Genomic DNA, 26,414 nt, shown 5'->3' with positions numbered 1-26,414 from the left:
CGAATGGGAATATGGACCCGAACCCGCAAGAAGCTTATTAACAGGTCGTTAAAGGGCACTTTGGGTGGTCGGAAGAACAGGTAAAGGACCGGTATGTCAGGATCATACCCCTTCATCGACATTGCCGCGCTGGATCATATCCGCGAAGGCTTTGCCAAGGGCGATGCGCAGCTCGTACTGACGCGCGACCTTTCAACCGTTCTATGGATCAATGGTCCAGGTGCCAAACTGTTCGGTTATGAACGGATCGAAGACGTCATCGGTGACGAACTCGACCTACCAGTTGCAACCCGTCGTCAAATCATGAGCTCGAGCAACGAAGCCGACATCGCACCGCGCGTAGTTGCTGTGCGTCTTGGTGCTGGCATGCGTTCAGAACTCACTCGCCTTCAAGTTTCCCACCTCACAATGCCCGACGGCATCGAAGCTCTGTTGCTCGCTGTCGAAAAACAGAATGCAGCCCCTGACGTAATTATTTCCGGTCTCGGGGATAACGCGACACATGTAGCGCTGGTCGATGCTGAAGCGAAGGTCGTCGCGTCAAGTCCGCGCTTCGCAGCCCTCGATATTTCCGCGTCAACGCTTGAAGATCTTATTGTTGAAGCAGGCGATGCCAGTGACCGGATCGTAAAGCGCCGCATTCGTGCAGGTAAAAGCTCCGTTCCGGGCGCAATTGCACGGCTTACCGATAATCCAGCCATACATCTTATCTGCATTGTCGGCGAAGCAGCCATAGCGCCTGCAAAGACCGATGATGCGCAAGCGACTACTGAAGTAATTATGGATGAGGATGAGACTGCAGCAAAGGGAACTGAGCCGAAAAGCTTTGTCTTCGATGGCAACGGCCCACCTGCCCGCTTTATCTGGAAGACTGATGCGGCTGGAACGTTTACGGAAATTTCACCGGAACTCGGCGTCATCATCGGGCCAAACGCGGCTGATGTGATTGGCAGACGCTTTGCGGAAGTCGCCAATGTTTTTGCCTTCGATACGGATGGCAGCATCGGCTCGCTTCTGGAGAAGCGCGACACCTGGTCTGGCAAAAAGCTGCTCTGGCCTGTGGAGGGCACCAATCTTCGTGTGCCGGTTGAGCTTGCCGCCCTGCCCGTTTATTCGCGTGATCGTGAATTCATCGGCTTCCGTGGGTTTGGCCTTGTTCGCCCTGAAGATGCGGAAGAAGACCCCGAGACACTCGGCCTTGTGCTCGCTGGTGGTATTCCGCAGAAGCGCGAAACGCCCCCCTCAATACAGGATGTGTTGAGCGCCGATGGCGACGACGATGTTCTGGCGCTTTCTGAGGAAGTTGCCAATGACGATCATCCAGATACTCAACACCAGACCACAGCTACAACGACCCTGCCGTTTGAGCTGACGCCGAACCCCGGTCGTCGTGAGTCCGACAAGGTCATTGAGCTTCTGAATGCAGCCGCACGCGAAAAAGTGGAAGCAGATCAGGCAAAGCAGCTCAAGGGCAAAGAGCAGCGCCCCGAAGGCGGGTTGACCGCGACCGAGCGCAATGCATTTCGAGAAATTGCTGACCGTCTGCGCAAGCAGGGACTGGCAAATTCTCGTCAGGACGGCGATGCATCGCTCGAAAAGCCTGTAGAAAAGCCAGCAGAAAAGATTGAACAACCGCAACCAGCAGCAGAGCGTACCGCGCCCGTTGCTGTAGTATCTGAAAATTTGCCTGCAGCGGACGATAGACCAGAAGTTGCAAAGCCAGACCAGAAACACCGTGCCGATGAGACGGCACTGCTCGCTAATCTGCCTATCCCCGTCATCATCCATTCGGGCGACGAGGTTCATTATGTCAATCAGGCACTTCTTGACCTGACAGGTTATGAAACGCTCAAAGACATCCATGATGCAGGTGGCGTCCAGGCATTGTTCAACAGTGACAGCGATGAAGGCGGCAGCCCTCAGGGTATGGTATTGCGCCGTGCAGATGGCAGTGAAGAACCGGTGGATGCGCATCTGAACGCCATTGGCTGGCGCAACGGTCGTGCACTTATGCTGAGCCTTATGCCAGTTGCTCCAGCTTCTATCGAAGTTGAGGTGCCAGCAAAGACTGAGACCTCAAGCGAAGAACATATCGAAAAGCAGGCGCTTAAAGCACAGGTCGAAGAACTTAAGATCATTCTAGATACGGCAACAGATGGCGTTGTGCTGATTGATCCGGAAGGTCGCATTCGCTCCATGAATCATTCGGCCGCCGCTCTTTTCGGCTATGACCGGAGCGACACCGAAGGCAAATTCTTCTCGATGCTGTTTGCAATCGAGAGCCAGCGTGCAGCGATGGATTATCTGCACGGGCTGTCCGAAAACGGTGTTCTGAGCGTCTTGAACGACGGTAGAGAAGTAATCGGTCGCGAAGCTCAGGGCGGGTTCATCCCACTCTTCATGACCATGGGCAAACTTCCGCACACGAGCGGTTTCTGTGCTGTGCTGCGCGACATCACGCAATGGAAACGTACAGAAGAAGAGCTGACGAATGCGCGCAAGGAAGCTGAGCGCGCATCCAACCAGAAAACTGACTTTCTGGCCCGTATCAGCCACGAAATTCGCACGCCGCTTAACGCGATTATCGGGTTTTCCGAGTTGATGGCCGACGAGAAGTTCGGCTCGATCGGCAATGATCGCTACCGCGATTATCTGCGCGACATCAACCGTTCAGGCAATCATGTGCTGGCACTGGTCAATGACTTGCTCGATATCTCCAAGATCGAAGCCGGCGCACTCGATATGCAATTTGAGGCGGTTTCGCTCAATGATGCAATCGGCGAAGCCATTGCTCTGATGCAGCCGCAGGCAAACCGTGAACGCGTCATTATCCGCTCGAGCTTCCAGTCGAACTTGCCTGATATCGTTGCCGATGCACGTTCGATCAAGCAGGTAGCGCTCAATCTGTTGTCTAATGCGGTTCGCTTCACTGCAACCGGCGGACAAGTGATCGTCTCGACCAATTATGAACTGAACGGCGATGTCGTCATGCGCGTTCGCGATACGGGCGTAGGCATGACAAAGGCCGAAGTTGAACAGGCACTGAAGCCCTTCCGTCAGGTCAACGCCATGCAACGCAGACAAACCGAAAGCGCAAAAGACTGGCGTAATGAAGGTACGGGCTTAGGCCTGCCACTTACAAAAGCGATGGTTGAAGCGAACCGTGCGCAGTTTGCGATAGATTCGACACCCGGACGTGGCACAGTGGTGGAAATCATCTTTCCGCCGACCCGTGTTCTCGCGGATTAACAATTTTAAGCCCTCCGTATGGAGGGCTTTTTTACTTCTGCACAATTTAAGCCCTTAGAGCGATCTTTTGTGAACACAGCGCTCTGATCAAAAAAAACGCCGGTAAAAACCAGCGTTGGAGAATATCAGAGACAAAGAGACACAAAAGCAATCGCGAATGAGGCCTGATGGCAGCTCAATCATTACTCAGTGTTGCACTTTTTATGACGCATAGCCGGTTAACCGCCTGTTAAAATTAAGGTTCGGAATTTACGCATTGGAAACTCCTGTAAAATCAGGGTTAATTTCCTGGAAGCAATTGTTTAACCATATGTCAGAATCAGCATGGACGGCTTTGCTTTGCCACAGTGCTGGTTTAGATTACGTATTGTTTCTCACTGATAGGATGGTTGATGCGCTGGCCCAGATTTACGCGCCTTATTGTTGCGATCATCATTCTTAGCGCGGCGGCCGTGGCAACGCTGCTGGCCCTTATACCTTTTATCGTCTCTACAGATTCAATCCGTATTCGAGTGGCGCAGGAAATCAGTGCGTGGACCGGCTATAGTGTTGAATTGCGTGAAGCACCGCGTCTTCGCGTGTTCCCGGTTTTGCGTGCCTCGCTTGAAGGCGTGACACTCAGCAAGCTTTCCGAGCAAGGCGCCAAGCCATTCATGAGCGCCAACCGGATAGAGGTCGAACTATCGCCCCTTGATGCACTGATGGGGCGTTTGTCATTCTCAGAAACACAGATTGTGAGACCGCATTTCAACATCGGTGGTCCAGTCGATAACTTCTCCGGTCTTCTCGATGCGATTGCAAATTCCAACGGACGTCTTGGCACGGCGATCCGTGCTCAGCGTGCATTGCAGCAGAGTGGCGAGAACGACAAAACGCTTGCTGCACAGCAAGCTTCACAGCCTTTCGGCCGCGTTGTAATCCGAGATGGGACGGTCTCGTTCAATCGTCCAGATTCCGATGAGGAACCGAAGGAAGATCAACAGATTACCAAATTGAACGCTACTCTGGAATGGCCCCGCACGTCGAGCGCGGCGACACTCCGTGGCAGCGCGTTATGGCGCGGGGAGAACACCCAGTTCAACGTGACTGCATCGCAGGCTTTGCCACTCCTTGCCGGCGGTACGTCTGATGTTACGGCGAGTTTCACTTCCACCCCGGTCAACATTACTTTTGAAGGCAAGGCCAACATCTCCAACGATCGCTTCTTTGAAGGCGCGTTGAGTGCCAAAACCCCTTCCCTAAGCAATGCAGTTCGCTGGCTAGGACTACCTCCTGTCGCGGGTAGCACGGAAGTTGGTGTCTTCTCTCTCGATTCAACGATCACCTCAACACCTCGTCGATTGAAGTTCGATAATGTGGAAATGACCACAGATGAGAGCCCGGCCAAAGGCGTGATCGAAATCGGATTTGAGCAAGATACCCCCGCTGTAACCGGCACGCTTGCATTTGATAAGCTTGATCTGCGCCGGCTGTTTTCCATCTTCGTGCCGTTGCCAGACAACCGGCCTCGTCCGCCGAATGAGCGCGATCAGAGCGGGCAGGACAATATCGATACCAGCTTTATCGATCGCGCTGAACTTGACCTGCGCCTATCAGCACAAACTGCCACTGCTGGTCCCGTATCCATGACCGGCGTAGCGGCGGCTGTGCAGATCAGGGGCGGCCGCGCGATGTTCGATATTGGCGACGCCAAGGCTTTTAACGGCATACTTCAGGCTAATCTGCAGATCGTTCGCGATCTTAAAACTGCCACTGGAGAACTCCGTTTCAACGCGTCGGATATCGATAGTTCGCAGCTCTTCGCAGCGCTGGGCGTCGACAAGCCATTCGTCAATGGCAAAGGCAATGCCTCACTATTCATGAAAGGCCCGGCAAACCGCTGGTCAGCACTGTTGACCGGTGCGCAAGGCAATGTTTCCGTGCAGCTCAACAATGGCCAGATGCAAGGCTTCTCGGTACAGGATTTTCTAACGAAGGCTCAGAGTCAGGGCTTCTTCGCACTTGAACGGCAGGAAAATGTTTCGCTCGCCTTCAATCGCCTTGACCTCAAAGCCAACCTTTCCGACGGCGTAGCAACACTCGAAAATGCCCGCCTTGGAACGACCGACGGCACACTTAATCTTGCTGGTATTGTTCCGTTTGTTGATCGCAGTCTGGCGCTTAGCGGCGAAGTGATCTTCCCTGAAAGCCAACCGCAGCAACAGCAAGAAAACACCGACGGCCAGCAGGTCGGCGCAGCGCCCACCAAGCCACCGTTGCATTTCTTTGTCGGCGGCTCATGGGATAGGCCATTTATCTCCCCATCATCGACAGGAAGTGCAACGGGGCAGTAAAACCGCCCCATTACGCTTAAGAGTTATCCCAGCCTGAATGCAGCTTGCTCATCGCGGCGGCGCTGCACTTCGCGACGCTTGTTAACAACCGAAGCGATGATAACACCCGTTGTCACCAGAGCGATCAGGATCGTACAGACCGCATTGATTTCAGGCGTAACCCCAAGGCGAACCTGGCTGTAGATTTTCATCGGCAGCGTGGTTGCACCCGGTCCAGACGTGAAGCTTGCAATCACCAGATCATCGAGCGAGAGCGTGAAGGCCAGCATCCAGCCAGAAACCACTGCAGGCAGGATCACCGGCAGGGTGATCTTCATGAAGGTCGTGACCGGCGGCGCACCGAGATCCATTGCCGCCTCTTCCAGCGAGCGATCAAAGCTCACCAGTCGAGACTGCACAACAACCGCCACAAAACACATTGAGAAGGTGATGTGTGCAAGCGTTACCGTCCAGAAACCACGGTCAAAATTCATCGCAACGAACAGAAGAAGCAGTGACAGACCCGTGATGACATCCGGCATAACCAGCGGTGCATAGACCATACCCGAAAACAAGATACGCCCGCGAAACCGCGTGTAACGGGTCAATGCAAGCGCTGCCAGCGTGCCAAGTACGGTAGCGACTGTTGCCGACAGAAGACCAACGCGGATTGTCACCCACGCCGCATCCATCAGCGCCTGATTGCGGAACAGTTCGACATACCATTTCGTTGAGAAGCCCGCCCAAACAGTGACCAGACGAGATTCATTAAATGAGTAGATCACCAGCAGAACAATCGGCAGATAAAGGAAGGCAAAGCCAAGTGCGACTGAGGCGATATTGAAACGGGACCAATTCGTGTTCATGGCCTATTTCCCCTTTTCCTGCTGACGCGCCTGCACTTGCTGGAAGATCACAATCGGTATGATCAGCAACAGAAGGAGCACGACGGCGACGGCTGATGAAACTGGCCAATCACGGTTGGAGAAGAACTCACTCCAGATTGTCTTACCGATCATCAACGTCTGTGAACCGCCTAGCAGATCCGGGATAACAAACTCACCTACAGCGGGAATGAAGACAAGGAAGCAGCCGGCAAGAACGCCCGCAAGCGATAGAGGGAAAGTAATTTTCCAGAACGCGCCAATAGCGGTGCAACCAAGATCCTGTGCCGCTTCGATCAGCGAGTAGTCCATCTTCTCGAGAGACGAATAGATTGGCAGAACCATGAACGGCAAATAGGAATAAACGATACCGATATACACCGCTGTGTCCGTATTGAGGATGGTGAGCGGTGTATCGATGATGTTCAACCACATTAAAAACTGGTTGAGCAAGCCTTCTGGTTTCAGAATTCCAATCCATGCGTAAACGCGGATCAGGAACGATGTCCAGAAGGGCAGGATCACCAGCATCAGAAGTGTGGGTCTGATTGATGTTGGTGCACGCGCTATACCGTAGGCCATCGGATAAGCTACAAACAGCGTCAGTACGGTTGAAATCGCTGCGATACGGACACTCGACAGATACGCTTTGTAGTAAAGCGGATCATCCAGTAGCCAGAAATAATTGTCGAAGGAGAACTGTTTCACCTTCTCCCAAGCAAGCGCGAAACCTTGTGTGATATCAACAGTTGGCTGATAGGGCGGGATCGCCATCGTGACTTCAGACAGAGAAATCTTGAAGACGATGAAAAACGGAACCAAAAAGAACAGCAGCAGCCAAAAATATGGAACTGCAATAACGAGGCGACTGGTTATGGAGGCGATCAGCTTTTGCATGCGCGTCCCCTCCTTAAGCCGTTAGCACCAGACCGGCGTCGGTATCGAATGAGACCCATACACGATCATCATAGCCAAGTGGGTTATCGGTCTTGCGCACGGCATTGAGGCTTGCGGCCTTGATGGTGCGTCCGTTTTCAAGGCGCACGTGGAATACGGTCATATCGCCGAAATATGCGATATCCCACAACTCGCCTTCAACCGCATTTACCGATGCATCTTCCGGCTTGTCGCGGGTAATACGGGTCTTTTCAGGCCGTACTGCATACCAGACCTTCTGACCCGGATTAAGCTGCTCACGGGTTTCGGTGTGAATATGGAAGCCGAATTTTTCAGTGGCGATTTCCGCCTCGCCATTCGCAGCTTTTACCACCTCACCTTCAATGATGTTCACATTGCCGATGAAGTCGGCCACAAACTTTGAACGCGGTGCTTCGTAAACTTCCGCAGGCGTTGCAACCTGCATGATGCGCCCCTTGTCCATCACCGCGATACGGTCGGACATGGTCATCGCTTCTTCCTGATCGTGCGTAACGACCATGAAGGTCATGCCGAGCTTGACCTGCAAATCCATCAGTTCGAACTGAGTTTCCTCACGCAGCTTCTTATCGAGTGCGCCAAGCGGCTCATCAAGCAGCAGGACTTTGGGCCGTTTGGCAACGGAGCGCGCAAGTGCCACGCGCTGGCGCTGACCGCCGGAAAGTTGATGCGGCTTACGCTTGCCATATTGCTCAAGCTTCACAAGCTTGAGCATTTCAGCGACGCGTGCATCGATTTCCGATTTCGCCATTCCGTCCTGCTTGAGACCGAACGCGATGTTGTTTTCAACAGTCATATGCGGGAACAGGGCATAGGACTGGAACATCATGTTTACCGGGCGTTTATAGGGAGGAATACCACGCATGTCCTGCCCGTCGAGCGTAATGCGCCCGGACGTCGGCTCTTCAAAGCCTGCCAGCATACGCATCAGCGTGGTCTTGCCACAGCCCGAAGCACCAAGCAGCGCAAAGAATTCACGATTGAAGACATTGAGTGACAGATTATCGACGGCGGTAAAATCGCCAAATACCTTCGTCACATTCTCAAAAGAAATATAAGGCTTCGCTGCCGGATCATTCCACGGTGCGAATTTGCGGCGAAAGCTGCCAAAAGATTCCATTCCGTTCCCCTATCGACTTATCAGGAACCCGATCCACAGACCGCAGCCTGCCATTGATGTAGATTGGTAAGACGTAGAGCGGCTCTCCTGTGTTAACAGTGAGCCGCTCCCAAATTCCAACGATTATCTCGCATCGGCTGATATAGCCGTCTTACGATTTAACTATTACTGGCCTGTGACAATCTTGGTCCAGGCACGTGTAACAACACGCTGTACCTTGGTGTCATAAGGCGTCGGCACAAACAGCTTCTTCAGCACTTCGTCGCTCGGATAAATTGCCGGGTCATCAAGAATTTCCTTGTCGATGAATTCCTGCGAGGCCTTGTTACCATTCGCATAGAATACGAAATTCGACGCCTTGGCTGCTACTTCCGGACGCATGATATAGTTCATGAATTCGAGCGCTTCAGGGACATTCTTTGCGTCTGCCGGGATCGCCATCTGGTCAAACCACATCAGCGCGCCTTCCTTCGGGATCGAATAACCGATCTCTACGCCCTGCTTGGCCTTTTCGGCACGGTCGCGGGCCTGGAAGATATCACCCGAATAACCGACCGCCATGCAGATATCGCCGTTCGCCAGCGCATTGATATATTCCGACGAATGGAACTTGCGGATATTTGGACGGATTTTCAGATAGAGTTCCTGTGCCTTTTCCAGATCGTCGGGTGATGGCGAATTCGGGTCCAGACCCAGATAATTCAAAGCCGGACGCAGCATTTCGCTGGCTGAGTCGAGCAGGTAAATACCGCAGCCTTTAAGTTTTGCCGACTTTTCCGGATCGAAGAGCACATCCCACGAGTCAATCGTATCGGTGCCGAGTGCTTCCTTGATCTTGGCCTTGTTGTAGCCAATACCGGTCGTGCCCCACATGTAGTTGATGGAGTATTCGTTGCCCGGATCGTAGGTCGCAGCGCGGGTCGAAATTTCGTCCCACATATTCTTGAGGTTCGGGAGCTTGTCCTTGTCGAGTTTCAGAAACACGCCTGCCGGGATCTGACGGCCAAGAAATTCACCTGACGGCACGACGAGATCGTAGCCGCTACCACCTGCGAGAAGCTTGGTTTCGAGAATTTCGTTGGAATCATAAACGTCGTAAACGACCTTGATACCCGTTTCCTTGGTGAAATCCTTAAGGATCGAGTCGTCGATATAATCCGACCAGTTATAGATATTAACCACCCGCTCCTGCGCACTTGCGGGAAATACGGCGGCGGCTACGAGACCAGAGACCATAGTTGTCGCCAGAAGAAAGGATTTCATCCTCATCGCGTGCTCCATTCTGCACCGTCATTCCCGGCACAGCTCAAGGGTGGGTAAACTGTTTCAGTTACTACCTTTTTAGATTGTGCAGCATTCGTCAACCGGCTGATGACAAGACGAACATAAAAAGTTGTGGTGCACACGTTCCGGGCCGAAATATCGCGGCTCTACTGGAAGTCAAATGCTGAAAGTCCCGCTACCATTTCATCAAGTCCTAATGGGCGAGTAAGCGGAGGCTCCGCACGCGTGATACAGCCCTGCCGCTCACAAAGCCGACAGGCCGGACCAATTTCCGTGCTGGGAGCACTATTCGCGCCATAAATCGTCTCTGCACCTGCATCGAGCGAGCAACCAAGAAGAATAGCCGTTCGTCGGGGACGCTCGTTGAAAGCGCCATGCGGACCTTCAAGCGTTCGCGCTATCGTTAGGAAAGCGGAACCATCCGGCAGCTCTGCCGGTTCAACCAGCACCTGCCCTGCCTGCGCGAAAGCTGAATAGACCGGCAATTTTGGGCATTGCCCACCAAATCGGACGGGAAACCCTTCGGCACCAGCCATGCGCAAGCGATTGCCCGCATGGTCGATTTCCATCAAGAAAAACGGCAGAGCAGAATTACCCTGCCGCTGAAGCGTTGTGAGCCGGCTTGCCGCCTGCTGAAACGACACGCCAAAGCGCGAGCGCAAAACATCAATATCATAGCGCGCACGCACGGCTGCATCGCGAAACTGGCGATAGGGCATCATTAAGGCCTGCGCCGCATAGCGTGCCAGTTCGAACCGGGCGATGCGCTTTGCTTCACTGGAAGAGAGTTTCAGCCCTTCCGTTTCAGCGCCGATCATCACCTGCATACGGACGAGTGCCGCTTCCATGGCAATTTCCAGCAACTGATCAAAAGGCGATAATCGCTCCGATATAAACAGTCGCTGCGAATGCCGGTCATAACGCCTGCGCCAGTTTGGCATGGTGGCGACCGGCAACGTGCGCACGGTGATGCCATGCTCGCGCCGTAACCATTCTTTCAACGCACCCGACAAATCACCTTCGGGCTTAAGCAATGCGTAAAAGCTCTCCGCCTCTTCCTCGATACGTGGATAATGATTGGCGCGCCGCGCCATCACATCGCGCACTTCGTCGAGCGGCAGGCGCGTCGCAGAAAGCTCCGCCCCACTTCCCTCATGCGACAGCAATTGCGACAGATCGGAGAGGCGTTGCTGCTGTTCGCGATAGGCACGGTAAAGCTTCATGATACCGACGGCAGCATTGGGCGCGGCCTCGCCTATTTCGACCAGCTCCTGATCGCCTGGCAATTCGCCGGTCAGCAGCGGATCGGAAAAGACTTCCTTCAGACCCGTGATCGTGGAGCCGCTTTCAGCTTGAAGACTGTCGAGATTGAGCTTGTAAACACTGGCGAGCTTCAGCAGAAGCTGCACCGTCAGTGGTCGTTGATTACGCTCAATCAGGTTCAGGTAAGACGGCGAAATGCCAAGCGCCTCGGCCATGGCCGTCTGGGTCAAGCCTCGCTCGTTGCGGATGCGCCTGATGCGTGGCCCGGCGAATATCTTGCGCTCGCTCATCATGGTCCTCCCAACCCGACAGACGACTATTTACAACTCATGACAAAATAGCGTCAAAATTTCACTTTGACAATATTTACAATTTTACAGCGCCATCCAGTCAAAACTCCGACACCATTACCTCAATTATAAGCCCATTTTATTGGTTTTTCTGGTGCTCTGCGAAAGCCAGTTGTAAATCTGGTCACAGAAAGAGCGCAGGCAGATTGCTCTTCCAGAACCTGATTAGAGTGTGAGGAGACACCGAAATGACAGATTTTTACAGCCTTATCCCTTCGGCACCAAAAGGCCGCTTCGACGGCATCCAGCGGGCACATACGGCCGAAGATGTAAAAAGGCTGCGCGGTTCGGTGGAGATCAAGTACTCGCTGGCTGAAATGGGTGCCAACCGTCTCTGGAAGCTGATCCATGAGGAAGATTTCGTCAATGCGCTCGGCGCGCTTTCCGGCAATCAGGCCATGCAGATGGTTCGCGCGGGTCTGAAGGCAATCTATCTTTCCGGCTGGCAGGTTGCAGCGGATGCAAACACGGCATCGAGCATGTATCCGGACCAGTCGCTTTATCCGGCGAATGCAGCCCCGGAACTGGCAAAGCGTATCAACAAGACGTTGCAGCGCGCCGACCAGATCGAAACCGCCGAAGGCAAGGGATTTTCGGTCGACACCTGGTTTGCTCCCATTGTTGCCGACGCTGAGGCAGGCTTCGGCGGCCCGCTGAACGCTTTCGAGATCATGAAGGCCTTCATTGAGGCAGGTGCAGCCGGTGTTCACTATGAAGACCAGCTCGCTTCGGAAAAGAAGTGCGGCCATCTTGGGGGCAAGGTTCTGATCCCGACGGCAGCGCACATTCGCAACCTCAATGCGGCTCGTTTGGCTGCGGACGTGATGGGAACGGCAACGCTGGTTATCGCCCGCACGGATGCGGAAGCCGCCAAGCTTCTGACCTCGGACATCGACGAGCGCGATCAGCCCTTTGTTGATTACGATGCTGGCCGCACAGCGGAAGGCTTCTATCAGGTGAAGAACGGCATCGAGCCATGCATTGCCCGCGCAATTGCCTATGCGCCCTATTGCGATCTGATCTGGATGGAAACATCCAAGCCCGATCTCGAACAGGCTCGCCGCTTCGCGGAAGCCGTGCACAAGGCGCATCCGGGCAAGAAGCTCGCCTATAACTGCTCGCCGTCGTTCAACTGGAAGAAGAACCTCGACGACGCCACAATTGCCAAGTTCCAGCGTGAGCTGGGTGCGATGGGCTACAAGTTCCAGTTCATCACGCTGGCTGGTTTCCACCAGCTCAACTTCGGCATGTTCGAATTGGCACGCGGTTACAAGGACCGGCAGATGGCAGCCTATTCCGAACTGCAACAGGCGGAATTCGCAGCCGAAGCCAACGGCTACACCGCGACCAAGCATCAACGTGAAGTCGGCACCGGCTATTTCGATGCCGTGTCGCTCGCAATCACCGGCGGCCAGTCTTCGACCACCGCCATGAAGGAATCGACTGAAACAGCACAGTTCAGACCGGCTGCTGAATAACAGCCCGGCGACAAACAGGAGGAATAGTTCCATGAATTCGCCAGCACGCGTCAAGGAAAGAGCAGAAGAACAATCTTCAAGCATGACCACGGATCAGCAGACCGTTATCCGTATGCTCGCCAACGATCTGCATCGTCTCAACTACACCGTCATGAAGGCGGTCGAGGCAGGCGTTTCCGTGGAACTGGTCCGCTCGGCTCGTCATCATGGCGGCGACGGCAACTGGGGTGATCTTCTGATCCCGGTTATCGTCACCCACGAAAAAGGATGACGCTCTCGATAATCGCCGTCGCCACCATGTTCCTTCATTTTGTGTGCCTTCGGCAACACGGGAACGGCGACGGCAACTGGGGTGACCTTCTGATCCCGGTCATCGTCACCCACGAAAAAGGATGACGTTCTCGACAATCGCCGTCGCCGCCATGTTATTCGCCTCGGCGAAGCTGTGGCGACGGGGTATGACGAGCGAAATGTCTCACTCCGGTCGTTTCATTCAAAGAGCATATATTAGAACTTGATATACCAGTTCATTCATGTTGGATTGACCTGACTGACCTCCCCGGCTGGCTCTGCCAGTCGGGTTCTTTTTTACATGAGCAGGTAGTTTCTCGGCTGCGGCAGGTCTGGCAAATTCGTTTCCCCCATAGCTTCGCGCAAATTGATCTCAATCGTATCCGCGATCGCGCCAATCGGCAGATCGTTGGGCAGCGTGCCGAATGGCTCTTCCAGCTCATCCCCCAGAGCATCCAGGCCAAAGAAGGTGTAAGCAACCAGAGTGGTCGCAAAAGGCGTACCCCAGCCGAGCATATCGGCAAAGCCAAAGGGAATGAAAAAGCAGAACAGATAGGCTGTGCGGTGCAAAAGCAAAGTATAGCCGAAAGGGACCGGCGTAAAACGCAGACGCTCAGAGGCGGCCTGCACTTCCGCCAACCCATTCACTGATGCATTGAACGTCTGAAAATCGATGGCACCGATGCGCGCGGTACCGCGCAGTTCTGCTAGCATCTCGCCGATCTTGCGCAGGATGAGATCAGGCCCGTTATGGCTTGCTTCAAAAGCCTTTTGTTCGTCAGCAGTCAGCCACTTAAGCGCCTTTGTTTGCCCATCACCCGGGCGAAGATGCGGCACCATAGATTGCGTAAATGCTATAACATAGCGAAGCAGTTTCTCGCGTGTGCCATCCACTCCGGGCAGTTGATTGAGAACCAAAGTCTCACGAGCAAAACCGCGCGTGACATAGACCAGCTTGCCAAAAACTTTGCGCGCTTCCCACCAACGGTCGTAGCAGGCATTGTTGCGAAAACCGAGGAAGATCGAAAGCGCAATACCGAGCAACGCGAATGCCGTGCCATTATTGAATGCTGGCACCCAACCCGGAAAAGCGCGATGCGCCCAAACGACGATGAGCGATAGCGCGAAGACCGCAAATATCTGCGGCAATATTCGCGTGACGATGGAGCCTTTGAGGATGAAGAACAGTTTCCACAAGGGCGGGCGCGGGCGAACGATCATTGCATTTTGTCCAGAAGACGATTGGGAGCACAGCCTATACTCCCAATTTTCCGCCGTCCGCCAGTATTACTTTAACACCAGTACTACTTTAACAAATGTTCCAATGCGTCCCACGTCTCATTTTTTGTCGGCACACCCATACCACCTTTCTGGCGCTCGGCATTCCGGTTAAGCCTTGCAAAGACGACTTGCTTGCCATCTTTTTCCGCCCAGCCAACATACCAGCCAAATTGACGGCTACGGTCGATTTTGCCCTGTGCGTCGCGCTCAACACTGGAGCCAGTTTTGCCATGCACCGTCCACCCATTATCGAGCTTCTCGATTGGCAATATGCTCATCGTTTTTTCTGCAGCCTGAGCCGAGACCGGTAGTTGTCTGGCAAGCAATTTGCGTAGGAAAGCGACTTGTTCTTCCGGTGAAATTTCAAGTGACGAACTGATCCATGACTGCGTCAGGCCATTATTCTTGCCCTTGTCACCGGACAAATCTCGATTGCCGTAATCAAAGCTGTCTGTGAATTTCTGGAAGTCCTTCATTCCAAGCTTTTTCGTCAGCTCACGCGAAAACCAGACAACGGATTTTTCTTCCCACCGGGTCGCATCTGTATCGTGGCGCCAGAACTCAAGCTCAGCCTTATATTCTTTCTTGTAGGGCCAGACCGGGTCATGTCCGTCTTTCAAAATTCCGCTCTCAAACCCCATGACGGCCAAAGGAACTTTGAAAGTCGATGCAGGACTGATGCGGGTTGCGCAACCTGCACCCTCTTTTGTTAACACTTTACCGCTGTCAGCGTCCACCACCAGCATGCAAGCCATCGTCTTTTCATAGGCGTGCGCCTGCACGCCCAAAAGCGGCAAAATAGCAAGCGATGCCGCCGCCAGACGGGTAGCATCGACTCTTGTTTTCAGCATCAGAACACTCCTCATAATGTCTGATCGCAACCTATTTTAGCAATCATGGCAAAACGATAGCAGAACCACCTTGATCCCCCGAATATACTTGTATTTTTGAGCAAAGCTTCATTTGTCAACAGGGCCTAGCCCCGCTATCATGACGCCATACGAAATCATTTTTTGGTGTTGGATGTCTGCTGATACGACGGAAAAGAAGGTAACGCGTGCGCCGCGTCGCCGTACGCCTGCTTATGTCAAATCGCTTCGCGGCGTGAAGAACTGGAAGCAAGCCACAGAATGGCTGGCATGGCGCGACATTGAAGACATCGAGTGCATCACCCCTGATCAGGCTGGCGTTGCCCGCGGCAAGATGATGCCATCGAAGAAGTTCACGTCGAATACCTCGCTGGCGCTTCCATCAGCCGTGTTCATGACCACGATTTCAGGGGATTACCCGGAAGATGGCCATGGCTTCCAGTATCCGGAAGACGATGGCGATCTGAAACTGATGCCCGATCTTTCGACGCTCTGCACTGTACCATGGGAATCTGATGCAACGGCACAGGTCATTTGCGACCTAGTTTATCAGGATGGTCGTGCGGTGGAGTTTACTCCGCGCAATGTGCTGCGCTCAGTTGTGGCTGCTTACAACAAGCGCGGCCTCAAGCCAGTGGTCGCGCCGGAAATCGAGTTCTATCTGGTACGTAAAAATCCAGACCCGGATTATCCGCTGACCCCTCCGGTCGGCCGGTCCGGCCGCGCCATTGGCGGCGGTCAGGGCTATTCGATCGCGGGCGTCAACGAGTTCGATGAACTGATCGACGACATCTATCATTTCTCTGAAGGTCAGGGCCTTGAGATTGATACGCTGATCCACGAAGAAGGCGCTGGCCAGCTTGAAATCAACTTGCGCCACGGCGATCCGGTTGAGCTAGCTGATCAGGTCTTCATGTTCAAGCGCACGATCCGTGAGGCAGCGCTTAAGCACGACATGTATGCAACTTTCATGGCCAAGCCTATTCAGGGCCAACCGGGTTCGGCCATGCATATCCACCAGTCAATTGTCGATAAGAAGACTGGTCGCAACATCTTCTCCAACGAAGATGGCAGTGAAAGCGAAGCCTTCCGCCACTTCATCGGCGGTATGCAGCGGCATGTGCCTAACGCGCTTGTGATGTTCGCGCCTTATGTAAATTCCTATCGCCGCCTGACGCCAGACGCTTCCGCTCCGGTCAACGTCAAATGGGGGTATGACAACCGCACAACGGCATTCCGTGTGCCGCGCTCAGAGCCTGGCGGCAGACGCGTTGAAAACCGGATTCCATCGTCAGATGCCAATCCATATCTGGCACTTGCTGCCTCGCTTGCCTGCGGCCTGATCGGCATGGTCAACAAGATCGAAGCGGATCAGCCCGCATCGACCAGCGTCAACACCAAGGAGATCGACCTTCCGCGTGGTCTGATTGAAGCAGTGCAACTGTTTGAAAACGATCAGGAATTGCGCAACCTGTTCGGCAGCTCGTTCGTAACCACTTACGCAGCGATCAAGCGTGCCGAATTTGAAACCTTCATGGAAGTCATCAGCCCGTGGGAGCGTGAGTTCCTGCTGCTCAACGTCTGACCGGTTCCACATGTCCTATCAAAGCCCAATCTCGCCCGGCTTCTCCTGGTACGAAGCGAGCGTTTCAGAACGCCCGCAATATCCCGAATTGGATGGTGCACGACAGGCGGATGTCGTCATCATTGGAGGCGGTTACACAGGGCTTTCAGCGGCTTATCATCTGGCAAAGCAGGGAGCTGACGTTGTCCTGATTGAAGCTGCTCGCTTCGGCGATGGGGCTTCGGGGCGCAATGGCGGGCAGTTTGGTACGGGCCAGCGAACATGGGCAGAAGATCTCGAAAAGCAATATGGCTTTGAACGCGCGAAAGCTCTCTTCAACATAGCGGAAGAAGCTAAGGCACACCTGCTCGGCTTTGCGCGCGAACATAATATCGACATGGAATATGTGCCCGGCCAGATCTCTGCCGTGCACAAGCCACGTTATCTCAAGCACTATCAGGAACATGCGGAATTGATGGCGACGCGCTTCAACTATCCGCATGTTCGTTACGTCGAGCGGGAGGAAATGGCCACACTGCTTGGCTCAAGCCGCTATCACGGTGGCCTTTATGATGCCGGCACAGGTCACATTCATCCGCTGAAATTGCTGATTGGGCTGGCCAGAGTTGCCGCTGAGGCCGGTGCATATATTTTTGAGAACACCAGGGCCACAAAGATCAGCACGGTAAGCGGTCGCATCGAAGTGGAAACACCGCGAGGCACGATTTCAGCAAAGAACGCGTTACTTGCCGTAAATGCTCACGGCGGCGATCTGGAGCCGGTGAGTGCTGCACATGTGATGCCGATCAGGTCATTCATTGGCGCAACAGCGCCTCTGGGTGATGACAGTCCAGTCATTCCCGGCGGAGAGTCGGTTGATGACTCGCGTTTCGTTGTGCGTTACTTCCGTAAATCCAAGGATGGTCGCCTGCTGTTTGGTGGTCGCGAGGCCTATACGGCCGACAATCCTCGCGACATAAGCGAACATATCCGCCGACAGATCGCGGAAATCTACCCAGCGCTGGACAAGGTCGAAATCACGCAAGCCTGGGGCGGATCGGTTGGCATAACCATGCCACGCCAGCCCTTTGTACGCGAGGTGATGCCCGGCGTCATTTCGGCAGGCGGCTACTCGGGCCATGGTGTGATGCTGGCCAACTATATGGGCAGGCTTTACGCAGAGGTCATCAGCGGTAAGCGTGAAAGTCTGAGACTCTTTGAAGAGTTGCGCATTCCTGCGTTTCCTGGCGGCCGTACATTCCGTGCGCCCCTCCTCTTCGTCGCGCTGTCGTGGTATGCGCTGATGGATCGCATTTAGAGCGCGTTTCGATCTGATTTTGGATCAGATCGGCGCTCTAACTTGTTCTGTTTTAAGCATAATCTTATCTATCCTCGTTTCACACCGGTCGGATTATGCTCTAATAAGGCAGGCGGAACATCAGAAGATGTACCGCCTGCTGTTTTTCATGCTCTGATACTCTAAACTACACTTACTCGAGCACACTGATTTCATGAATTACGCAACGTGCTTTCCAAAAATCGAAATCGATTTTTGGGCCGATGCTGTTGCCAGTCGCTGATAGGTTTCTTCCACGACATCCCGCATAGGGAGCACGCCACTCATACACATCAGAGCGTGCATATGTTCCCGCGCGCCTTCATAACCCATGATTGGCGCGAAAGGCTTCATGGTAACCAGCGGTTCATCAGCATAAAGCTGCTGATATTCAGTGAAGTTCGTGAAGCTCATATAGCTCTCACCGCGCATCAGATAGGTTTCAACCGCCATTCCCTCTGCAAAGACGACTTCGTGGCTGTCGAGCACGATGTTGTAATAGTCGATGGCATCATCTTCTGAAATGCGCGCAATTGAATGCCCGTTCACCAGATCTTTTACACGGATGAGAACGCCGTCGATAAACAGCGCATGGTTTGGCGAAAGATAAAGATCGCGCCGAGGAAGCTTGCCACCCAGTGCGTGACGCTCGATGCGGATTGGCATGATGCTTTCATTCCAATCCGCGCCGGAGCTTACGAGGCATTGCCACCCAACCCATTTAATCGGCAGCGTTTCACCGCGAACCGTTTTCACCAGATCGCCTATAGCCAGTTTTTCGACCGGTACAGGTCCTTTTGGTGTATCGATGAGCGTGCCTTTGAGGAGACAATTGCTGCCGGAACCGCCGCCATGCTCCCACCATTTCGTACCCAAAGCACGTGCTGGTAGCGATGACAGGGACGAAGCCAACGCGCCAAGTGCTGCAGCTTTCGCGGCCATTCCTGCGGCAGCCCCTAGAAAATGCCGTCGCGCACGATTGCGAGGCGAGTGCGAGTTATTATCTGCTGACATGTATCCCTCCGCTCTTCGAGTGCCTGGCATCGGGCTCAAATCGGCTTGGATTTTAGCAAAGCACGATGCACCAAATCAAAAATTTGAAGCTTCAATCCGTGTTGCGCAGATAGTTTGCTTCAGTTGCTTCGCCCCAAGACTACGAATCTGATCATACCCGATGATCCGTCTGAAAATATTCCAGCAATCCGGGCGAAAGCCTCCACGAATAGACGTAAGATCTACTTCGAAAGGTGAATATTCCGGCACGAATTGGAGCGGTTTGAAGGCTCACAAATTGATCCGGGTTAAGTAAGGAGCAGATTTATCTGCTCCATAATTCCTCACATCGCTGGCATGAGGGGGACTCGAGGGAAAGTCCAGTCGGCAATGTCGGCGAAGAAAAAACTGATCTTAAACGGGTGATAGGGTCCGGTTTTCATCATCGACGACATTTTGGGGGAAACGAATGTCGCTCTTACAACTGTCGAAGTTGCCACCCCGCTTGGTACGTGTCTGTCAAACCTTCAGCTTTGATCCATTTGCCTGCATCCAGCAGGCAAGTGAATCAAGCGTATCACGCAGGGTTTTGCCTAACGGCGTCACCTCATATTCCACTCTTGGCGGCATTTCGGGATAAACGACGCGGGTAATCAACCCGCGCGTTTCAAACAGCCTGAGCTGCCGTGTCAGTTCTTTCTGGGTAATCGGCGCGACAGCACGCTGCAATTCACCAAAACGGATGGGACCATCCGTAACGATCAACCGATACAGGATCGGTATCGCCCATTTTCCAGCAATCAGATTGACGAAATCCACCATGGGGCACCGACTGTCGGTGGACACCTCACTCGATATGTCACCCATGGACGTGATCTCCAAATTGGAAAATTATTCCTTTAGTACCAATTTGGTTCCTACTATACATTGGATACTAATGGACACAATGTCCTTTCTCCCGGAAGCGAAAATGCTTCGGCTGCAGAAAGGTGAATTATGGGTCGTCTCGAAGGAAAATATGCGCTTATCACGGGCGGTACGAGCGGTATCGGGCTTGAAACAGCCAGACAGTTCGCCCTTGAAGGGGCGACCGTGGCCATTACAGGCCGCAAGGCTGAAGGTCTGGAAGCGGCGGCTCGCGAGCTGCCTGAAAGTGTCCTCAAAATCCAAAGCGATTCAGGAGATGTTACAGCGCAGGAACAACTTGCGCAGGCGCTCCGGGAGCAATGGCCTCGTCTTGATGCCCTTTACATAAATGCGGGCGACGTCACGCATAGCCCGCTGCAGGACTTCTCCGAAGAGGCCTATGACCGCCTAATGGCGATCAATCTGAAAGGGCCATTCTTTCTCATCAAAGCGTTGCTACCACTTCTTCCCAATCCCTCATCCGTCATCCTATGCGGATCGGCCAGCGCACATATCGGCTTACCGCAAAGCAGTGCCTATGCTGCCAGCAAGGCGGGGCTTCTGTCGTTCGCAAGGACCCTTTCCGGCGAGCTTGTCGATCGCGGCATTCGTGTGAATGGTCTGAGCCCCGGCCCAACGGAAACGCCGGCTTTTGGCAAGTTGGGACTTGCTGCCGATGAAGAAGAAGCCTTGCGTGAGGATATACGCAAGCTCGTGCCAATTGGACGGATGGGCAAGCCCGTTGAGCTTGCCAAAGCTGCGGTGTTTCTCGCCTCCGATGAATCGACATTCGTTGTCGGCTCGGAAATTCAGGTTGACGGCGGCGTCAGCAACCTTTGAACGATTGAACGTCGGGGCGCATTCAAGTCATTGACAATGCGTCCCGGCAGGAATAGCAAAGCACCATGATTAAAGCGCTCATCAACACCCGGTCTTATTACGCCCCGCTCATATAGCGGCGGGTTTGCTTTGTCATAGTTCAACCGCTGCATTGCCAGCGGTTTAGTTTGAAGACAGTGCCTCTGGCGACCCAGCCATTCAGAGGTCAGTCTATGTCTTTCGACGAAAATCATCAGCATAAAACAATCGGCATTATCGGCTTTGGTGCATTCGGGCAACTTATTGCCCGTTACTTGAGCCCGTATTTCCGGCTGTATGCTTATGATCCGGTCGCCAGACTGGATAATGTTGCAGGCGCGCTTTCCGTAACACTTGCGACAATCGAAGATGTAGCCCGTTGTGACATCGTTATTCTGGCAACACCCGTATCAAACCTTGAAGCAGTCGTTGAAGCAATTGCGCCGCATCTGCGGCCCGGCGCGCTGGTTATGGATGTCGGATCGGTGAAGGTTGTCCCAGCCAATATCATGCTCAAAGGCCTGCCGGATCATGTCGATATTGTCGCCACACATCCGTTGTTTGGCCCGCAAAGCGCACGCAACGGGATCGCTGGACTGAAGATTGCCATTTGTCCTGTTCGTAGCACGCAAGCGCTTCGCATCGGCGCATTCTTGCGCAAGCATCTGACGCTTGATGTGATTATGACAACGCCCGCAGACCATGATCGCGATGCGGCCATGGTTCAGGGACTAACGCATCTGATCGCAAAAGTGCTGGTACAGATGGAGCCATTGCCAACGCGTATGACGACGAAGAGCTTCGATCTCATCATGCAGGCAGTGGGCATGGTACGCCATGATGCGCCGGAGGTTTTCCATGCCATCGAACGTGCAAATGATTTTGCACCGCAAATTCGTCAGCGCTTTTTCGAACTGGCTGCTAATGTGAACGAAGAACTTAGCCGAGTCCCTCAAGCATGACGATGGCGTCCTGTTCCAAAGCAATAGTGGAAGTTGAAATCATGAATCGCGATACGCTTTACCTTTTGCAGCCGGGTTTTGAAGACCCGGCCTATCCCGGTCAAAAATTCTATTGCGAGCATTGCGCCTTGATGGAAGGTGTTCTGGCTTCATTTCCTGAACTCGGAAAAAACCTAGACATCAAGCGGGTCGCCTGGCCACGACCGCGGCATGAAGTCATTGCGCTTGTGGGCGCGGAAAACCAGTCTTTGCCTTTGTTCATATTGGCGAAAGGTGATCGCTCGGTCCACCAAGCAGGCGAGTACGAAGGCAATGCTTTCGTTTCCGACAGGGATGCAATTCTCGCAGTGCTTGCTGAGCGGCACGGTTTCCCAAATCCACATCCATAAAGAAAGTCGATGCCATGAGCGGCAAAATACTGATCAGCGCCTGCCTTGCGGGTCATCCAGTCCGTTACAACGGATCAGCAAAGCCGCTTGCGCATCCACTTGTTGATCAGTGGCGTGCTGAAGGGCGACTCGTGACCGTTTGTCCCGAATTGATGGCGGGCTTCAGCGTACCGCGCCTCCCTGCAGAAATCGCTGCGGGAGGCGATGGTAAAGCCGTTCTTTCAGGCCGCGGTCGTGTCATTGAAGAAACCGGCGGCGATGTAACCGCACAATTTGTCGCCGGTGCTCAGGCCGCGCTTGCCGTGGCAAAAGCAAATGATTGCCGCTTTGCTCTGTTAATCGATGGTAGCCCATCTTGCGGCAGTCGCACGATCTATGATGGCAAATTCATCGGCCAGAAGCATTCTGGTGCCGGTGTCACCGCCACTCTTCTTCGCGGCCATGGCATCGAAGTTTTCGCAGATACGGAAATCGAAGACCTTGGTATTCGTCTGCAAGCTTTAACTTAGCTCGCTCAAAATCCATTCACGAAAGGCACGGACTTTGGGCATATTCTTTCGCACTTTGGGATAGACCAGCCAGTAGGCTCGTCCATCGTCGCAAAGAAGATCAAAGGGCTGGATCAATTGCCCGGATGCCAGTTCTGCCGCGTGAAAGGCAGGCGTGAGGATGCCCACGCCCTGCCCGGCAGCGGCTGCTCGCCCTTCGAGATGTTGCGCACCATAACGGCTGAATGCGTTACCCTTTATTTCCGGGTTTTCAATTCCGGCAGCCTTGTACCAGATATTCCACCATGGATCGGTGGGATCGACAGCGCGAAGACGCAACAGATCAGCAGGTTCTTTAATACCCCCGACCGACTCCATAAGCTTAGGGCTGAGCATTGGCGTGAACTGCGCTTTAATCAGCTCATGCGAGATCATACCGGGCCAGTCACCACTTCCGCTGCGGATAGCCATATCGACATTCGAGGTCGAAAAATCGACCATATCATTCGATGTATCCAGCCGCACAGCTAGCGCCGGATGCTGCATCTGGAACGACCCCAATCGCTGAACCAGCCAGTTGGACGCGAAAGTCACTACAGCGCTGATCGTCAAAACACCCTGTGTGTCTTCGCGTGCCGATGCAAATGCCGTCCGCATGGCTTCAAAAGCTTCATTGATGGAAGGTGCGAGACGCTTGCCCAGTTCGGTCAATTCCACCTGGCGCGGCTTTCGCAGAAACAGCGGCGCACCGACGCGCTCTTCCAGCAATTTTATCTGATAGCTGACGGCAGCCTGAGTCATTCCAAGCTCTTCCGCAGCACGCGTAAAGCTTGCATGGCGGGAAGCGGATTCAAAAACGCGAATGGCTGAGAGTGGTGGTAAGGGCGACGTCATGATGCATAAGTTCTCCTTATACATCATAATCGACGTTCAATTGGAAAACAACGCGTTTTTCTGTCATAACTATAGGTACAGTTTAACCGAAAGCCCAGCCTCCCACTAGGCTTTAAGCTCAGAAAAAATCGAGACCGACCATGCGTGATGTTGAGATCAACTCATCAGCGATTGCCGTTGTTTGCCCAAAAAAAATGGCCTATTCCGGCCTGCGCGCGTGGATTGCACGCTTGTTCAAGCGGAAGCCGAGCCATTACGTCATCAGCGAAAATTCGCCGGAATATTTGCTGCGCGATGTGGGCATCAAAGAAGGACGACCATCCCATTTTGACCGTGACGGACACAAGTTGCCTGAATGGTGAATTTATTGTTTTACGCATTATCCTATGCATCGCAGCAGGAAAAGAAATCAGTCCGGCGAACTGATTTTCCTGCGGAGGCGCTTCGCACTTTTGCTGGAAATGCTTTTAGCCGCTAACCACCGCAAAGCCGCGCGCTTTCAAACCCCGCCGGTCCTCGCGCAGATTATCGATCAGGCGCGACCGGCTCCCCCCGAGATGCGATGCCATCAGAGCTGTCGCTTGCGACGCATCTCCTTCCCGCACTGCATCAAGAATTGCGCGATGCTGCTGCCACGCACGCGCCAGCGCGTCCGCGTCGCGCACTTCAAGCCAGCGTGCCCGCGAAAGCCGTTGCATGGCATCGCGAACACCACGGCTCAGAAATTCATTGCCTGAAAGTCGCGCGAGTTCGATGTGAAAATCCATGCCCACACGGTGCCATTCCTCGCGTGCGCTTGTGGCATCGCAACTGTTGAGCATTTCAGCAATTGCCTCGACGCCACTGCGATCTTCCAGCGCGCAAGTGACATTGAGAGCGGCAATCTCCAGTGCCTCACGATAAACGCCGATCTGTTCAATTTCCGCGAGATTGATCGGCGAAACAGTCCAGCCGCGCCCTTCCCGCCCGACAAGCCCTTCCGCCTCAAGACGCAAAAGTGCTGCCCGGATTGGCGTGCGCGAAGCATTAAACTGCGCTTCGATCCAGCGTTCGGTCAGCCGCTCGCCCGGCCCCAATTCAAGCCCGAGGATCATATCGCGAAGCTGTTCTTCGACTTGACGCATCTGTGACATTAGACCCTCGATAATTCTGGCTAGTATGGCGGACCCGAAATTCGCATCCCTGCAACGCAGCCACCTGAGCGAATTTCGGGCCCAAAGCCATACTAGTAAAGTTTTGAATCTAGCGTGGGTTACGGATTTGAAGTTCCTAAACGTGAATACAATACAAATTGCAGGAACTTGAAATCCCCCACGCTAGCGGCTGATTGACAAGCCGTCAGGACAGGCGCATGTGTGTATTCCGTTTTGGTATCCCAAAATGGAATACAATGCAATCACACAAAAAAGACACGGAACACAGCATGAGCACCCAGCACGCCACAAGCGGCGGCAAGGCCACGACACAATCGTCAGCCGCGATTGCAAATGACGAGAATCAGGAACGCTATTGGAAGCAGAACCTTATTATCTGCCTCGTTGGCTCCTTTACGACGCTTGTTGCCATGTCGTTACTTCTGCCGTTTCTGCCGCTCTACGTGGAACAACTCGGCGTCGCCGATCACGCCGCTATCGTGCAATGGTCCGGTATTGCCTATGGCGCGACCTTTCTCGCAGCCGCAATTGTCGCCCCGTTCTGGGGCAAGCTCGGCGATCTTTATGGCCGCAAGCTGATGCTGATCCGGGCGAGCCTTGGCATGGCAATTGCCATGTCGCTGATGGGCATGGTCACAGATATCTGGCAACTGGTAGCTCTGCGACTGTTCGTCGGCGTTGCGGGGGGGCTACTCGTCGGGTTCGATGATCCTCGTCGCTACGCAAACGCCTAAAGACAAAACTGGCTGGGCGCTGGGTGCACTTTCGGCAGGCATTATGGGCGGCAACCTGGCTGGCCCTTTGCTCGGCGGCGCGCTGCCGCCATTGATCGGTATCCGCGCGACTTTCTGGCTGGCAGGCAGCGTGATTTTTTTTTCACCTTCCTCGCCACCACGTTTCTGATCCGTGAGGAACGGAAACCACCCAAGCGCAGCAAGGAAGAGAACAAGGAATCGGTCTGGGCTGCCATTCCAGATCGCAAACCAATTATTGCGATGCTCGCAACAGGCATGCTGTTGATGTTCGCCAATATGTCTATTGAACCGATCATCACCGTTTATGTCATGCAACTGATGGATGACCAAACCAAAGTGACGCTGATTTCCGGCGTTGTAATGGCTGTTGCAGCGCTCGGCAGCATACTGTCTGCCTCCAGACTTGGCCGTCTCGCAGACCGTATCGGCCATACCCGCGTTATCATCGGCGCATTGACCGTTGCAGCGCTCCTGCTGATCCCGCAAGCCTTTGTCACGCAAGCCTGGCAGCTGATTGGCCTGCGCTTTCTGATGGGGCTGGCATTGGGGGGCCTTTTACCCTGTATCAGCAGCGTCATCCGACACAATGTTCCTGACCGTGTGGCAGGCAGCGTGCTTGGGCTTTCAGTTTCGGCGCAGTATGTGGGTCAGGTCGCAGGTCCCGTTGCTGGCGGGTTTATTGGCGGTCGCTTTGGAATGCCCGCAGTATTCCTCTGCACATGCGCGCTCATGGGTGCGGGAGCAATTTATAACTGGGGTATTCTGAGAAAAGCTTCACAGAATTGATGCACGAGGGCG

22 protein-coding genes and 1 pseudogene are annotated in these 26,414 nt (G+C 53.8%); 12 read left to right on the top strand and 11 right to left on the bottom strand.

The window, feature by feature from the left end:
- The first annotated feature begins 93 nt into the window (after nucleotides 1–93).
- Together pdhS and C9380_RS13780 are read left to right on the top strand one after the other, a co-directional pair.
- Entirely contained in the window at nucleotides 94–3,249 is a 3,156-nt protein-coding gene (gene pdhS, locus C9380_RS13785) for a cell-division control histidine kinase PdhS (RefSeq protein WP_128093796.1), read from the top strand.
- Between the two features lie 392 nt (nucleotides 3,250–3,641).
- Nucleotides 3,642–5,582, top strand: coding sequence for an AsmA family protein (locus C9380_RS13780; RefSeq protein ID WP_128093795.1), 1,941 nt, complete (start codon nucleotides 3,642–3,644; stop codon nucleotides 5,580–5,582).
- Nucleotides 5,583–5,605: 23 nt separating this feature from the next.
- Here the strand turns inward: C9380_RS13780 and C9380_RS13775 are convergent, their stop codons facing one another.
- The 5 genes from C9380_RS13775 to C9380_RS13755 all read right to left on the bottom strand — a co-directional run bounded on the left by C9380_RS13775 (nucleotide 5,606) and on the right by C9380_RS13755 (nucleotide 11,338).
- Entirely contained in the window at nucleotides 5,606–6,427 is an 822-nt protein-coding gene (locus C9380_RS13775) for an ABC transporter permease (protein WP_024896400.1), read from the bottom strand.
- A 3-nt stretch (nucleotides 6,428–6,430) separates the two neighbouring features.
- Nucleotides 6,431–7,342, bottom strand: a complete 912-nt coding sequence (locus tag C9380_RS13770) for an ABC transporter permease subunit (protein WP_024896401.1) — start codon at nucleotides 7,340–7,342, stop codon at nucleotides 6,431–6,433.
- Between the two features lie 13 nt (nucleotides 7,343–7,355).
- Nucleotides 7,356–8,501 carry an ABC transporter ATP-binding protein gene (locus tag C9380_RS13765; protein WP_024896402.1) on the bottom strand — a complete coding sequence of 382 codons (1,146 nt, stop codon included), beginning with the start codon at nucleotides 8,499–8,501 and terminating at the stop codon, nucleotides 7,356–7,358.
- 165 nt (nucleotides 8,502–8,666) lie between these two features.
- Nucleotides 8,667–9,770 carry a polyamine ABC transporter substrate-binding protein gene (locus tag C9380_RS13760; RefSeq protein ID WP_024896403.1) on the bottom strand — a complete coding sequence of 368 codons (1,104 nt, stop codon included), beginning with the start codon at nucleotides 9,768–9,770 and terminating at the stop codon, nucleotides 8,667–8,669.
- Between the two features lie 161 nt (nucleotides 9,771–9,931).
- Nucleotides 9,932–11,338, bottom strand: coding sequence for a helix-turn-helix domain-containing protein (locus C9380_RS13755; RefSeq protein ID WP_036566778.1), 1,407 nt, complete (start codon nucleotides 11,336–11,338; stop codon nucleotides 9,932–9,934).
- Nucleotides 11,339–11,586: 248 nt separating this feature from the next.
- Here C9380_RS13755 and aceA point away from each other — a divergent pair, with 248 nt between their 5' ends.
- Nucleotides 11,587–12,876: an isocitrate lyase gene (gene aceA / locus C9380_RS13750; protein ID WP_128093794.1), complete on the top strand. Its 1,290-nt coding sequence runs from the start codon at nucleotides 11,587–11,589 to the stop codon at nucleotides 12,874–12,876.
- A gap of 31 nt (nucleotides 12,877–12,907) precedes the next feature.
- Entirely contained in the window at nucleotides 12,908–13,147 is a 240-nt protein-coding gene (locus C9380_RS13745) for an SMc00767 family acetate metabolism repressor (protein ID WP_024896406.1), read from the top strand.
- A 317-nt stretch (nucleotides 13,148–13,464) separates the two neighbouring features.
- Here C9380_RS13745 and C9380_RS13740 read toward each other — a convergent pair whose 3' ends face one another.
- Nucleotides 13,465–14,388, bottom strand: a complete 924-nt coding sequence (locus C9380_RS13740) for a bestrophin family protein (RefSeq protein WP_128093793.1) — start codon at nucleotides 14,386–14,388, stop codon at nucleotides 13,465–13,467.
- 83 nt (nucleotides 14,389–14,471) lie between these two features.
- Nucleotides 14,472–15,299: a class D beta-lactamase gene (gene blaOXA / locus C9380_RS13735; protein ID WP_164844660.1), complete on the bottom strand. Its 828-nt coding sequence runs from the start codon at nucleotides 15,297–15,299 to the stop codon at nucleotides 14,472–14,474.
- 172 nt (nucleotides 15,300–15,471) lie between these two features.
- Between blaOXA and C9380_RS13730 the strand changes: the two genes are divergently transcribed.
- Nucleotides 15,472–16,902: a glutamine synthetase family protein gene (locus tag C9380_RS13730; protein WP_024896409.1), complete on the top strand. Its 1,431-nt coding sequence runs from the start codon at nucleotides 15,472–15,474 to the stop codon at nucleotides 16,900–16,902.
- A gap of 10 nt (nucleotides 16,903–16,912) precedes the next feature.
- The gene (locus tag C9380_RS13725; RefSeq protein WP_128093791.1) at nucleotides 16,913–18,199 is read left to right on the top strand and encodes an NAD(P)/FAD-dependent oxidoreductase; all 1,287 of its coding nucleotides are present in this window, start codon (nucleotides 16,913–16,915) and stop codon (nucleotides 18,197–18,199) included.
- Between the two features lie 198 nt (nucleotides 18,200–18,397).
- Here the strand turns inward: C9380_RS13725 and C9380_RS13720 are convergent, their stop codons facing one another.
- Both C9380_RS13720 and C9380_RS13715 read right to left on the bottom strand, forming a co-directional pair.
- The gene (locus C9380_RS13720; protein ID WP_024896411.1) at nucleotides 18,398–19,231 is read right to left on the bottom strand and encodes a Hint domain-containing protein; all 834 of its coding nucleotides are present in this window, start codon (nucleotides 19,229–19,231) and stop codon (nucleotides 18,398–18,400) included.
- Nucleotides 19,232–19,729: 498 nt separating this feature from the next.
- Nucleotides 19,730–20,077 carry a winged helix-turn-helix transcriptional regulator gene (locus C9380_RS13715; RefSeq protein ID WP_084479850.1) on the bottom strand — a complete coding sequence of 116 codons (348 nt, stop codon included), beginning with the start codon at nucleotides 20,075–20,077 and terminating at the stop codon, nucleotides 19,730–19,732.
- 129 nt (nucleotides 20,078–20,206) lie between these two features.
- On the opposite strand from C9380_RS13715, the gene C9380_RS13710 reads away from it, so the two are divergent.
- From C9380_RS13710 to C9380_RS13695, 4 genes are all read left to right on the top strand, one after another.
- Entirely contained in the window at nucleotides 20,207–20,956 is a 750-nt protein-coding gene (locus C9380_RS13710; protein WP_111787055.1) for an SDR family oxidoreductase, read from the top strand.
- A 212-nt stretch (nucleotides 20,957–21,168) separates the two neighbouring features.
- On the top strand, nucleotides 21,169–21,936 hold the full coding sequence (locus C9380_RS13705; protein WP_024896414.1) for a prephenate dehydrogenase/arogenate dehydrogenase family protein: 768 nt from the start codon (nucleotides 21,169–21,171) through the stop codon (nucleotides 21,934–21,936).
- Nucleotides 21,937–21,977: 41 nt separating this feature from the next.
- A complete protein-coding gene (locus tag C9380_RS13700) occupies nucleotides 21,978–22,325 on the top strand; it encodes a DUF3088 domain-containing protein (protein WP_100557990.1) in 348 nt (115 codons plus the stop codon).
- Between the two features lie 14 nt (nucleotides 22,326–22,339).
- Entirely contained in the window at nucleotides 22,340–22,834 is a 495-nt protein-coding gene (locus tag C9380_RS13695; protein WP_024896416.1) for a 2-thiouracil desulfurase family protein, read from the top strand.
- Here C9380_RS13695 and C9380_RS13690 read toward each other — a convergent pair.
- On the bottom strand, nucleotides 22,826–23,707 hold the full coding sequence (locus C9380_RS13690) for a LysR substrate-binding domain-containing protein (protein WP_100556889.1): 882 nt from the start codon (nucleotides 23,705–23,707) through the stop codon (nucleotides 22,826–22,828). The genes C9380_RS13695 and C9380_RS13690 overlap by 9 nt on opposite strands.
- 140 nt (nucleotides 23,708–23,847) lie before the next feature.
- Between C9380_RS13690 and C9380_RS13685 the strand changes: the two genes are divergently transcribed.
- On the top strand, nucleotides 23,848–24,069 hold the full coding sequence (locus C9380_RS13685; RefSeq protein ID WP_024896418.1) for a hypothetical protein: 222 nt from the start codon (nucleotides 23,848–23,850) through the stop codon (nucleotides 24,067–24,069).
- A 105-nt stretch (nucleotides 24,070–24,174) separates the two neighbouring features.
- Here C9380_RS13685 and C9380_RS13680 read toward each other — a convergent pair whose 3' ends face one another.
- Nucleotides 24,175–24,840: a GntR family transcriptional regulator gene (locus C9380_RS13680; protein ID WP_111787054.1), complete on the bottom strand. Its 666-nt coding sequence runs from the start codon at nucleotides 24,838–24,840 to the stop codon at nucleotides 24,175–24,177.
- Nucleotides 24,841–25,130: 290 nt separating this feature from the next.
- Here C9380_RS13680 and C9380_RS13675 point away from each other — a divergent pair.
- Nucleotides 25,131–26,402: pseudogene (locus C9380_RS13675) on the top strand (multidrug efflux MFS transporter).
- Nucleotides 26,403–26,414: the final 12 nt, after the last annotated feature.

The organism is Brucella pituitosa (genome assembly GCF_003049685.1).
Classification (GTDB): domain Bacteria; phylum Pseudomonadota; class Alphaproteobacteria; order Rhizobiales; family Rhizobiaceae; genus Brucella; species Brucella pituitosa.
The sequence above is the reverse complement of the archived record's forward strand: the minus strand, read 5'-3'. Positions and strand labels throughout refer to the sequence as shown.